Raw genomic sequence first — 11,766 nt, forward strand, 5'->3', positions numbered from 1 at the left:
ATCAGTCTGTTGGTGTGTTTTTGTGAAAAACGATTTTGGCAGGATTGCCGAACACCGTAGCGCCGGCCGGCACATCCTTCAGTACCACGGCGCCAGCTCCAATAACCGCGCCGTCACCGACCTTGACGCCTGGCATCAGTGTGGCGCGCGGGTGTACGGTAACGAAGTCACCGATCTGCACGCCGCCGCCCATAAAAGCCATTGCACCAACGTGCACGTAGTTGCCGATCCGTACGTCGTGCCCGAGCATGCTCTGGGCATGGATGGTGACAAAGTCGCCGATGCGCACGTCCGGCCCGGAATGGACCATTAGGCCAAAGAAGCAGCCCTGTCCGAAGTGCACCCGCCTGCCCAGGCGGACGTCAGTGCAGATTGGAATGAACCGCCCGCCTTTTTCGAGGATCGGTAGAGCGTAGCGATGGCGGTCGTAGGGATTGCCCATCGCACAGACGAATACGTCGTCAAGCTGTGGCACATAGCTCATCGGATCGCCGATGATTGGGGTGTCGACACCGTAGCTGTCCAGGATATCGGTGCGACTGTCCAGGAATCCGCCGATCAGCCAGTCTTTGCCATGCCCGGCGTCGCCACGCATTTGCTCCAGGACTTCGCGGCCCCAGCCGCTGGCGCCGATGATGAGTACATGTTCCATCAGAGCACCGCCCCTCCGTCCATGACCAGGCTGGTGCCGGTGACCCAACGGCTGGCGTCGGCCAGCAGGTAGACCGTAGCGTTGGCGACATCGTGCGGCGTGCCAAGGCCCAGTGGATGGCGCGCGCGTTGCTGATTCAGCATTTCGTTGAGTCCGTCGTCCTCACCCCAAAGACGCGGAGTGGGCACCGCCGATGGTGAAATCCCATTGACTCTCACGCGGTGCTTGGCCTGTTCCAACGCCAAGCACCGGATGATTCCTAACAGGCCAGACTTCATTGCCGAGTAAGGCCCCACGCCGCGTGTACCAATATGCGCGGAGGTGGACAGCATGAACACGATGGAGCCTTGAGCATTAATGGAATTGGATTGCAGCAGACGCTGCGTCAGCATGACCGGTGCCAGGAAATGAACCTGGTACATGCGCGTCATCAGCTCCTCCTTCAGCTGTCGGATCGGCGACAGCATCTGCCCGCCGAAGCAGTGCACGACGCCGTCGATGCGCTGGCTGGCTTGCACCAGCCGCTCGCGGTCCTCCGACACAGTCAGGTCGGCTTGCACCTGCACATGCCCGTCGCCGGCCAGTCGCGCATGGGTCTGCTGGAGACGCTCGGGATCTCGGCCGCTGATGACCAGGCGCGCGCCGCGCCGTGCGCAGGTGAGCGCGATTTCCTGGCCAAGGCCGGACGATGCGCCGGTGACCAGGATGGTCTTGCCAGTCAGGGAAAAGGCGCTGCGAGTCGGATTGCTCATGCGTAGATGTCCATCGGCACGGTCAGGCCACCATCTACGAGAAAGTAGTTGCGGGTAACCCAGCGACTTGCGTCGGACAGATAAAACACTGCCGCGTACGCTACGTCCTCCGGTTCGCCCAGTCCCAGCGGGGTCAGTTTGGCGTGCTCGTCGATGTTGGCCCCGCTCTGGTTGAGGCCCTCGAGCATCGGTGTTCGCACGTAGCCGGGCACAATGCAGTTGGCGCGAATACCGTGCTTTGCCACTTCCAGCGCCAGCGTGCGCATTGCGCCGAGCAGCGCCCCCTTGCTGGCCGAGTAGGCTGCGGTGGCCACAGGGCCGATGTGCGAACCCACCGCAGAGATAAATAGGATCGAGCCTTTTGCGTTGATGCGCTTTTTCGCCAGCAGGCCGCGCGTCAGTAGCAGCGGTGCATAGACATTGCTGGCGAAGGTTTCGTCCAGATGCGCGCGGTTGATCATCCGGAATGGTGCTAGCCGGGCGATGCCGGCCGCGTGTGCGACACCATCCAGGACACCTACCGAAGCCACGAGATGGTCGATGTCCTCTTGCTTGTCCAAGTTGGCAATCACCTGCTCATGCCCTGTGCCTTCGAGGGTGGCGAAGGTCTCGGCCAAACGTGCTTCGTTGCGGCCGCTGATGACCAGTTGCGCGCCCATCTCCGCGCAACTCAGTGCGATCTGCCGCCCGATGCCTGAGGATGCACCGGTGACCAGAATGCGTTTGCCCTGCAGCGAGAATGGGTCGTTCGGATCGAGGGCGGAATTCACGACTCGATCAACTCCGGAAACACCGCGCCTTCGATATCGACCAGGCAGGTACCCCAAGACAACCCAATCCCGAAGCCTGAAAGCAGTACACGCTTGGGGCCAGATTCCAGTTCCTTGTTGATCCGTGCAGTCATGGTGAGGGGCAACGATGCGCCGCTGGTGTTGCCGAAGTCGCGCAGGGTGGACGGCACCTTTTCGATCGCAAGGCCGAGCTTCTTGCGAATGGTCTCATTGATCATCCGGTTAGCCTGGTGGAACACGAAGTAATCGATGTCATCCTTGCTGACACCAGCATAAGCGATCAATTTTTCAACTGCGGGAGGAACGCGCTGAGTCGAGAAGCTGAGCACGGCGGTGCCATCGAGTTGCAGATCAGTAGCCTGGTGCCAGCGATCTTTCTCGTTTTCGCGATAAGGCAGCAGATGCTGAATGGCGACAGGCTCGCGTTGACCACCCACCGGCAGGATGATGGCTCTGTAACCGCTCCCGTCGCTGTTGAGGTCGAAATACATCGGTGCTGCGTTCTGGTCGAACTCCAGCGCTGTGGCAGTACCGGAATCGGAAAAGATCGGATCTTCCAGATTGGCGCTGCGGTCACCGACCAGCAGCAAGCCCTTCTTGACGCCGCCGGCAGCGATCATCGAGCCGAGCAGGTTGATGCCGAACGGGTAGGCCGAGCAGCCCAGATTGACGTCGAAGGCGACCGTGGCGTGCGACAGCCCAAGCCGATCCTGCAGAATGATGGCGGTAGCGGGAATCGGATAATCCGGCGATTGGGTCACTACGATCAGCGCATCGATCTCCTCGCGCTTCCACTGCAGTTTTTCCAGCAACACCTCCGTCGCATCGAGGGCCAGGTCCGAAAAGCATTGCCAGGGCTGGGACATGCGCCGGGTCTCGATGCCGATGTTGCGCACCAGGCGCTCACGCTCTGAACGGATCTGCGGCCGGCAATCGGTGAGATTGGACACGACCCGCTTCGGCACGCAGGTCGCCATGCCGGCAAAGCGGACGTTGTGCAGCGTGGAGGTCGGCATGGTGCTTACGCCTCGGTCAGTTTGTAGAGATCGCCTACGGTCACGGCGGCAGTGAGATCTTCGCCAGTGATGGTCTTGCCGTATTCCATGTCGAACATCACGATCACGCCGAGCGCCGCCAGCGAATCCCACTCCGGCAATTCCAGCAGCACAGTGTCCAGCGTGACCTCCACCGGCTCCTGGAAGTCGGTGGCGGAGAGGAAGTTCTCGATAAATGTTGCCTGGGTCATGCGATCTCGCCTGGTTGCCTGTTGAAGATGCGGGAGTCTGGAAACACGGTGTTGCGTGTTGCGGTCATGTGGCCTGTTCGCCGGCGATGATGTCGGCGATGGTATCGACCTGATCGGCGGTCAGGCCGGGAAAGATCGGCAAGCACAATACTTGCGCGGCCACCGAACGCGCTACCGGCAACCATGCCGGCGCGGACGAGGGGAGCGCGCGATACATCGGGAAGTCGCTGATCAATGGATAGAAGTAACGCCTCACCAGAATGCCGTGTTCGCGCATCAACTGATACAGGGCATCGCGCGGCAGCGGGTAGTCGTCCTGCACCAGGATCGGAAAATACGCGTAATTGGCGCTGGACTGTTGGGGGCGTGCCACGCACTGGATGCCACGCACCTCGCTGAGCCGCTGCCGATACTGCGCATCGATGGCGCTGCGTTGCGCAATGGCCTCGTCGATGTGCTTGAGTTGCAACAGGCCGAACGCTGCGCTGATCTCGTTCATCTTGCCGTTGATGCCCGGTGCCACCACCGTGGTTTCGTCGACGAAGCCGAAGTTCTTCAGGTGCCCGATGCGCTGGTAGGTTTTTTCGTCAGGGCAGACAATGGCGCCACCTTCGAAGGTGTTGAACACCTTGGTGGCATGAAAGCTCAACACGCTCAGGTCGCCGTGGCGCAGGATCGAGCCGCCCTCATCGCGCACCCCGAAGGCATGCGCAGCGTCGTAGATCACCTTCAGATTGTAGATGTCGGCGATGCGCGTGATCGCGCTGGTGTCGCAGGCAGTGCCATAGCAATGCACCGGCATGATGGCGGTGGTCTGCGGGGTGATGGCCGCTTCGATCTTGGACGGGTCCATGTTGAGCGTGACCGGGTCGATGTCCACGAACACCGGGGTAATGCTTTTCCACAACAACGAATGCGCCGTGGCCACGAACGAGTAGGGCGTGGTGATCACTTCGCCAGTGATGCGCAGCGCCTGCAATGCCGTGATCAAGGCAGTGGTGCCATTGGTCAACAACGCCAGATGCGGCACACCCAGGTAGGCGCACAACGCCTGCTCCAGGGCGCGGTGCATCTCGCCACCGTTGCTGACGATGCGGCTGGTCCAGATCCGTTCCAGATACGGCAGAAACTCTTCCAGCGGCGGCAGCAGCGGACTGGTGACGGGGATGGGCATCAATGCCTCGCTGGTGCGGGTGGATGTCGGAATTCCGCCGCAGCCGATGGCTGCGGACGGTGTACGCCTGAAGAAGCAAGCGCTATGCCAGCGAGCAGGACCTTGCGTGCGTCGGCACGCTCAATTGGCCAGCTCGGTCTGCTCGCGGTCGATGCCGTACTTGCGCAGCTTTTCGACCAGCGTGGTGCGGCGCAGGCCCAGGAGTTGCGCTGCGTGGGCCACCACGCCCTGCGTACGTTCCAGCGCCTCGTTGATCAAGGCCAGTTCGATGTTGGCCATATGGCCGCGCAGGTCGATGCCGTCGTCGGGCAGGCTGGCGGCCGAGGCCGGTTCCGCATCGGCGGCCTTGGGCTGCAGCGTGACCACATTGCTCGGCAGTGCAGTTACGTCGGTGGGCGCGGCCACCAGTGCCGGCTCGGGCGGCAACTCGACCGGAATGGCCGAGGCGAAATCGCCGCGATAGCGCGCCGGCAGATCCTGCACGCGCACCAGCCCGCCCGGGTGCAGCACAGCCAGGCGCTCCACCAGGTTGGTCAGTTCGCGCACATTGCCGGGCCAGTCATAGCTGCGCAGCGCCTGCAGGGCTTCCTCGGCGAAGCGCACTTCGCCACGGCCGGTACGCGCCAGCTGCCCGGCAATCGTCTGCACCAGCATGGCCAGATCGTCCACGCGCTCGCGCAGCGCCGGCATCTCGATCGGGAACACGTTGAGACGGTAGAACAGGTCCTCACGGAACTGGCCGTCGCTGATGCGCGCTTCCAGGTTGCGGTGGGTAGCAGCGATCACGCGCACGTTGCAGCGGATGGTCTGGCCGCCTCCGACGCGCTCGAAGCTGCGCTCCTGCAGCACGCGCAGCAGCTTCACCTGCATGGGCAGGCTCATGTCGCCGATCTCGTCCAGCAGTAGGGTGCCGCCTTCGGCCATCTCGAAACGGCCCTTGCGCGCGCTCAGGGCGCCGGTGAACGCGCCTTTCTCATGGCCGAAGAGTTCGCTTTCCAGCAGGTCCGGCGGGATCGCGCCGCAATTGATGGCGACAAACGGCCCATCACGGCGCGGCGAGTGCTGGTGGATGGCGCGTGCCACTACCTCCTTGCCGGTACCGGACTCGCCCAGGACCAGCACGGTGGTGTCGAACGCGGCCACCTGGTCGATCAGCCGGCGCAGGCGGGTCACCGCCTCGCTGTTGCCGGTTGGCCCGGTGTCCTGTTGCACGCCAGCCTGATGCTCGGCATCCAGGCGCTTGAGGCTTGCGCGGCGCAGCAGGGCTTCCAGCTGCGCGTGCCGTAACGGGGTATCCAACGCCCAGACATTGGCCTCGTGCAGGCCGTGGGTCTGCGCGAACGTGACCGGGCTGCCTTCCATCAGCAGCACCGGCGGCGGCAGCTTGGCGTCGGCCAGCCAGTCGAAGAACTTGTCGGCCTGCGCCGCATCCTGCGCCGAACCCACCATCACCGCCATCCATTCGTCGTGGCGATGACGGCCAGGATTGATGTCGGCGCCGTCGGTGACCCAGCGGGGATTGAAGTCCATGAATTCGAGCAGCGACACGGTGCGCTCGGCGCGCACGGCGTCACTGTCGATCAGCAGAATGCGGGACTCACTCATTCCTGGCTCCTTCCGTCAGGCCCTCCAGGATTGGCATGACTTCCTGGATATAGGACAGCTTGCTGACAAAATTGTCAGCACCCGCGCGAAGAGCGTGTTCACGATGCTCGGCATCGTCGAAGTGGCTCGCGATGACAATATACGGCGGATCGTCCTGCGTCTTGATCAGACGCGTGGCCTGCAGCCCGCCCATCTCGGGCATCGCCAGGTCCATCAGCACGACGTTGGGGCGCAGCGACTCAGAGCGCTCGATCGCTTCCAGCCCATTGGCGGCACTGCCCACGATGTTGAGCCACTCCACTTTGCGAAAATGACGCATCGCAGCGTTGATGAAGCCCTCGTGGTCGTCGACCAGCAGCACGGTGAGTTTGCTCATAGTAATCCTTATCCTGCCCGGGCAAGCAGCGGTTTGTTGGTGCGGCGGCGCTCACGTGCCGGGGCGATGTCGAGTTGTTCGCGGTACTTGGCCACGGTGCGGCGCGCAATGTTAACGCCTTGCCGCGACAGCAAACCGGCAATGGCTTCGTCGGCCAGCGGCCGGCCGGCCGGCTCGCTTTCGATCAAGCGGCGCACCATTGCCTTGACTGCCTGGCCGGAGACGCTGGCGCCTTCCAGGCGCACGGCGAAGAAGTGTTTGAGTTCGAAGGTTCCGCGCGGCGTCTGTAGGTACTTGCCAGTGGTGATGCGCGAAATGGTCGATTCGTGCATGCCGATCTCGTCGGCGATTTCCTTCAGTGTGAGTGGCGCCATCGCTTCCTCGCCACGCGCCAGGAAGGCGGCCTGGCGCTCGACGATGGCGCGCGTGGCGCGCAGCAGGGTTTCGTAGCGCATCGACAGCCCACGGGTCAGCCAGCGTGCTTCCTGCAGCATGTCGCGCAGCGGCTGCCCGGCATCACCGGCGTCGGCCAGCGCGCGTTCGTGCACCGGGTTGATGCTGACGCGATGGGTGGTGGCCGGATTGAGTGCCACGCGCCAGCTGCCGTCGGCATGCCAGGCGAGCACGTCCGGGATCACGCTGGCGTTGCTTTCCTGCAGCAGGTCATCGCCCGGGCGCGGTTGCAGCGACAGGATCAACCGCACCGCCTCGCGCGCGTCGTCCACTTCGGCATCGTGCGCGCGCGCCAGCACCGCGTAGTCGTGGCTCGCCAGCAGGTCCAGGTCGCCAGCCAGGATGCGCGCGGCCAGATGGCGTGCCGGGACGCGGCCGGGCAGGGCGGTCAACTGCGCCTGTAGGCATTCGCGCAGGTCGCAGGCCCCCAGGCCGGCGGGGTCGCCGTGCAGCAGGCGCTGGCGGACCGCTTCGACCGCCTCGACCGTCATCCCCAGACGGGTGGCGCCCAGCTGCTGCAGCGTCGCCAGCGCTTCGGTCAGATACCCGGCGTCGTCGGTCTGCTCCAGCCAGAACGCAGCGGCCCCCAATGCCGCTTCGTCCAGGTCCAGCGCCAGCTCGCGCAGGATGCGCACATGCGGGTCGGTGGACTCGCCGGCGGCCACGCGCTGCATGCGGTCGTCGTCACCGTCGTTCCAACTGCTGCTCTGCACGTCCCACATCGTGCTTTCCGGCAGCTCGTCGAACGCGGCGATATCGCTGGCGCCATCGTCGTTGGTGGTGGCCTCATACCCGTGATCGGCCAACTCTTCCAACTCCAGCAACGGATTGGTTTCCAGGGCGCGCCGAATTTCCAGTTCCAACTGCATGCCGTCCAATTGCAACAGACGGATCGACTGCAGCAACTGCGGGGTGAGGTGCAGGTGCTGGCCAAGCTGGGCGGAAATGGTCGTCTTCATGGAAGCGCTTCCGATGGGCGCTGCACGCAGCAGCGATGGAACGCATCTTGCAGGAGAATGCGACGGGTTTTTAATCAGGGAGTCGTGTGAGGTGACTCATGATTTTCCTGACAGAGCGTCAGGAATCCCCTGACGTTTTCGGCGAACTCGAGCGTGCTTGACGGAATTCCGTCACTGTTTTGGGCCGAAGTGGCCCGGATACCACTTTCACCATCCTGACAGCCGAGCAAACAGCCTGCGGGAGTTGCTCAGACCAGCTCGTTATGGTGCTTGGCCGCCAGCAGCACCAGATCGTTCGCACGCCGGCAGCCCAACGACTCCATCATGCGCGCGCGATGGGTTTCCACCGTCTTGACGCTGATGCCGAGGTCCGCGGCGATTTCCTTGTTGCTCTGTCCGCGGCCGATCTCGCGCAGGATCTCGCGCTGGCGTGGCGACAGGGCAGCGATGCCGACCGGTTTTTCGCGGCCCAGCATGGGCGCGATCATCTTCGAGGAAATCTGCGGGCTCAGAAATACCTGGCCGGCGGCGGCGGCACGCAGTGCCAGCTCCAGTTCGAGCGGTGCGGCGTCCTTGACCACGAAACCCACGGCACCGCGATCGAGCGCATCGCGGACGTGCACCGGGTCGTCATGCATCGACATCATCACCACATGCGTGCGCGGCGCGGCGCGTAACACATCGGTCATGGCATCCAGGCCGCTGCGGCCGGGCAGGGACAGGTCCATCAGCACCAGATCCGGGCGATGCAGGGATGTCATATCCAGGGCTTGTTGCGCGTTGCTGGCCTCACCGACGACATCGATGCCGGCGAAGGTTTGCAGCAGCCTGGACAGGCCTGCACGGACAAGGGTGTGATCGTCGACGATGATGACTCGCACGGCGCAGAAGGGACCTTTTTCGGTATAGGGCACCTTAGCTGACCCGGCGCCTGACGCCAACCATCGTGATCAGCGCTGGCGACGGGCGTCGGCGATCTGACGGCGATGCAAGCGAAACAGATGACGTTCCAGCGCGTCCTGCAGACCCGGCGACAGGGGCGCGAACCGCAGCCACAGCCACTGATCGTGACCGTCGCTGGCGCTGGCCAAGACCTCGACGGGAAGCTGTACCAGTTCAGGAAGCCAGTCGGAGGGCTGTAGGCAAACGCTACCGACAGTGCCCGGAGGATGCGGAGTTGCGCAATTCAGGCGGATGCCGCGCACCGACCAGTGCACCAGGTTCTGGATCAGGCCGCTGTCGCCCTGGCGCACCAGGCGGCCGATCAGCGCCAGCATCAGATCGAGTTTGGCATCCATGCGCTGCACCAGCAGCGGCAGGTCGCCGCGGTCTTCGCTGGTCTCTTCGCTGCGCAGGTCTTCCACCTGGCCGAGGCTACGCAGCAGGGTCTCCGCGGCGCTGTGCGCGCCCGCATCGCCACCGGCACGGAAGCCGGCCGGCAGGCGCAGTTCGCAGCTGAGCGTGTCGGCAAACAGCTCGGCCTCGGCCGCTGGCGCGAGTGTGCCGAGCGCGGACATCAGATCCGTCCGACCCGGGCGTAGGCGCGGCTGGCCGAGGACGAGGTGCGCTGTGCGCGGATCAGGTCAAGCAGCTTGCGCTGACGCTCGCGCATCATCCGCATCAGGTCCTGGTGCATCGTCAACAGCGTCTGCAGGGCCTCGCGGTCCTGGTCGACGTGCACGTGTTGCGCGTACTGGCGCAGGTGCAGGTCGTGCGCATCCAGCATCGGCGGCATGACTTCGAAGTCCTCGTTCGCCATGGCGATCCGGATGTCGGCCATTTCGGCCTGAAGGCTTTGCACGCTATGCATGGCAGGACTCACGAAACGGCGGAAAGGCCGCGTTGTTCGAGGGGAATGGAGTTCCACGCCGAATCGATTTCGCTGAGCAGATCCAGCGCTTCGGTCAACGCGGTGTCGTCGTTGTGCAGATTGGCTGCGGTCAGACGCTGCATGACGTAGTCGTACAGGGCCGACAGGTTACCAGCGATCTCGCCGCCGGCTTCGTGATCGAGCGAACCGTTCAAGTGACCGACGATCGCGCAGGCCTCGCCAATGGCCTTGCCCTTGCGCGCCTGGTCGCCCTGCGCCAGGCAGGCCTGGGCCAGACGGATGCGCTGGCAGGCACCGGCAAACAGCAGCGACACCAGCTTGTGCGGGTCGGCTTCGGTCACGCTGGTGGACACGCCGACCTTGCGGTATTGCTCGGCGTACTGACGATTGGAACCGTACATGGATGACTCCTCAATGGGCTGACCTTCGCGGGTCCCGGAGCGCTGTGCTCCTGCGACGACGCTCCTGCCGGAAGGCAAGGCCGAAATCACGATAGGCCCTTCTTGTATCGGCAAGACCCTTGCAGGACTTGAGGATCTGCATCACGGAAATCAGCTTGTCAGCAGGCTGCTGAGCGAGCTGGTGCTGCTCTGCAACTTGCTGATCATGGTTTCCATCGCGGTGAACTGTGCGGTGTAGCGGTCGCTGAGTTTTTCCATGCGTGCATCGAGATCGTCCAGGTCCGATTCGTAGCCCTTGATGGTCTTGTTCAAGCTGTCCGAACGCAGGGTCAGCGTGCCGTTGGTGACGTTGACGTTGCTGTCGAGCAGCTTGGTCAGGGTGCCGCCGAACTTGCTGTCCTTGCCGAACACCTCGGCCGCGGCGCCGCCGTCGGATGCGATGGCGGTGTCGAACTTGGCGCCATCGAAACTCATCACGCCATCCTTGTCGATGGTCAGGCCAAGCGCCTTGAGTTCATTGACATTACCGCTGACCTGGCCACGCAGCTGTTGCTGCAGGCTGCGCACCAGCGAATCGCCGGTCAACGCCGAAGCGGTCTTGGTGGTGGCGTCGTAGCTGCTGCTTTTCGCCAGCAGCGTGTTGGCGGTGTTGTAGGCCGCGGCGAAGGCAGTGAGGTTGCCCTTGAGGCCGCTGGTGTCGGCTGCCACGCCCAGGTTGAACTTGGTGCCTTCGGCGGCCTTGGTGAGGTTGAGCACCACGCCTGGCACGATGTCGGTGACGGTGTTGGAACTGGAGGTGCGCTCGAAGCCGTCCACACGCACCAGCGCATCGGCCGCGGCGACGGTCTGGTTCAGCCCGCCAGTGACGCCGGGCCCGTAAGTGAGGCTGCTCAGGCTGGGGTCGCTGGCGCTGACGGTCAGCGCGCCCTTGGTGCCCGAATCCACTGCATTGAAGACCAGGTGCTGGCCGTCGTTGGCGGTGACCACGCTTGCGGTGACGCCCTTGCCGCCGGCGGCCTTGTTGATGGCCGCAGCGATGTCGGTGAGCTTGTCGGTGCCGCTGATATCCACGGTGACGCTCTTGTCGCCGTAGCCGATGGTCAGCGTGCCGCTGCCCACGCTGGCATCGGCAGTGAATGCGCCGGAAGCGAGTTTTTGCGAGGTCGCCAGCGACACCACTTCCACCGAATAGTTGCCCGGCGCCGCCGAGCTGGTGGTGGTGGCGGTGAAGCCGGCATCGGTCGGCACCGTAGCCTTGTAGGCGTTGGTGTCGGCGCTGCTGACCACCTTGTCCAGCGCAGACTTGAGCGTGGTCATGCTGCTCTTGATCTGGCTGATTGCCGACAGCTGCGTCGTCGCAGCGGTGCCGGCCTTGTTGATACGCGCCTGCTCGGGGTCTTTCTGCCGGGACACCAGGGTGGACACCACGGTAGGGATGTCCAACCCGGAGGCGGAAGTGCTGATCACCGATGCCATGTTGCATTCCTCGTCTGGGCGTCCGAAACAGACGGACGCATGGGATTACG

General features: G+C 63.7%; 14 protein-coding genes. All 14 read right to left on the reverse strand.

Annotation, left to right across the window (positions count from 1 at the left end; translation table 11 throughout):
• Position 1: 1 nt before the first annotated feature.
• The gene (locus XnspCFBP7698_RS00170) at positions 2-652 is read right to left on the reverse strand and encodes an acetyltransferase (RefSeq protein WP_104580599.1); all 651 of its coding nucleotides are present in this window, start codon (positions 650-652) and stop codon (positions 2-4) included.
• Positions 652-1,404, reverse strand: coding sequence for an SDR family oxidoreductase (locus XnspCFBP7698_RS00175; protein ID WP_104580600.1), 753 nt, complete (start codon positions 1,402-1,404; stop codon positions 652-654). The genes XnspCFBP7698_RS00170 and XnspCFBP7698_RS00175 overlap by 1 nt, the downstream gene beginning before the upstream one ends.
• Positions 1,401-2,174, reverse strand: a complete 774-nt coding sequence (locus tag XnspCFBP7698_RS00180) for an SDR family oxidoreductase (protein WP_104580601.1) — start codon at positions 2,172-2,174, stop codon at positions 1,401-1,403. The genes XnspCFBP7698_RS00175 and XnspCFBP7698_RS00180 overlap by 4 nt, the downstream gene beginning before the upstream one ends.
• Positions 2,171-3,211, reverse strand: a complete 1,041-nt coding sequence (locus tag XnspCFBP7698_RS00185; protein WP_104580602.1) for a ketoacyl-ACP synthase III — start codon at positions 3,209-3,211, stop codon at positions 2,171-2,173. The genes XnspCFBP7698_RS00180 and XnspCFBP7698_RS00185 overlap by 4 nt, the downstream gene beginning before the upstream one ends.
• 5 nt (positions 3,212-3,216) lie before the next feature.
• Positions 3,217-3,441: an acyl carrier protein gene (locus XnspCFBP7698_RS00190; protein ID WP_042822332.1), complete on the reverse strand. Its 225-nt coding sequence runs from the start codon at positions 3,439-3,441 to the stop codon at positions 3,217-3,219.
• Positions 3,442-3,505: 64 nt separating this feature from the next.
• Entirely contained in the window at positions 3,506-4,615 is a 1,110-nt protein-coding gene (locus XnspCFBP7698_RS00195) for a DegT/DnrJ/EryC1/StrS family aminotransferase (RefSeq protein ID WP_104580603.1), read from the reverse strand.
• 120 nt (positions 4,616-4,735) lie between these two features.
• Positions 4,736-6,220, reverse strand: a complete 1,485-nt coding sequence (locus XnspCFBP7698_RS00200; protein WP_104580604.1) for a sigma-54 dependent transcriptional regulator — start codon at positions 6,218-6,220, stop codon at positions 4,736-4,738.
• On the reverse strand, positions 6,213-6,596 hold the full coding sequence (locus XnspCFBP7698_RS00205) for a response regulator transcription factor (RefSeq protein ID WP_005997154.1): 384 nt from the start codon (positions 6,594-6,596) through the stop codon (positions 6,213-6,215). The genes XnspCFBP7698_RS00200 and XnspCFBP7698_RS00205 overlap by 8 nt, the downstream gene beginning before the upstream one ends.
• An 8-nt stretch (positions 6,597-6,604) precedes the next feature.
• Positions 6,605-8,008, reverse strand: a complete 1,404-nt coding sequence (rpoN, locus tag XnspCFBP7698_RS00210; protein ID WP_104580605.1) for an RNA polymerase factor sigma-54 — start codon at positions 8,006-8,008, stop codon at positions 6,605-6,607.
• Between the two features lie 248 nt (positions 8,009-8,256).
• Positions 8,257-8,889: a response regulator transcription factor gene (locus XnspCFBP7698_RS00215; protein WP_003482986.1), complete on the reverse strand. Its 633-nt coding sequence runs from the start codon at positions 8,887-8,889 to the stop codon at positions 8,257-8,259.
• 69 nt (positions 8,890-8,958) lie between these two features.
• Positions 8,959-9,525, reverse strand: coding sequence for a PilZ domain-containing protein (locus XnspCFBP7698_RS00220; RefSeq protein WP_104580606.1), 567 nt, complete (start codon positions 9,523-9,525; stop codon positions 8,959-8,961).
• A complete protein-coding gene (locus XnspCFBP7698_RS00225; RefSeq protein WP_104580607.1) occupies positions 9,525-9,818 on the reverse strand; it encodes a hypothetical protein in 294 nt (97 codons plus the stop codon). The genes XnspCFBP7698_RS00220 and XnspCFBP7698_RS00225 overlap by 1 nt, the downstream gene beginning before the upstream one ends.
• Positions 9,819-9,826: 8 nt before the next feature.
• Positions 9,827-10,240, reverse strand: coding sequence for a flagellar export chaperone FliS (gene fliS / locus XnspCFBP7698_RS00230; protein WP_047696154.1), 414 nt, complete (start codon positions 10,238-10,240; stop codon positions 9,827-9,829).
• Between the two features lie 150 nt (positions 10,241-10,390).
• Positions 10,391-11,716, reverse strand: a complete 1,326-nt coding sequence (gene fliD / locus XnspCFBP7698_RS00235) for a flagellar filament capping protein FliD (RefSeq protein WP_104580608.1) — start codon at positions 11,714-11,716, stop codon at positions 10,391-10,393.
• Between the last annotated feature and the right edge of the window lie 50 nt (positions 11,717-11,766).

The organism is Xanthomonas sp. CFBP 7698 (assembly GCF_003600855.1).
Lineage (GTDB): Bacteria > Pseudomonadota > Gammaproteobacteria > Xanthomonadales > Xanthomonadaceae > Xanthomonas > Xanthomonas cannabis.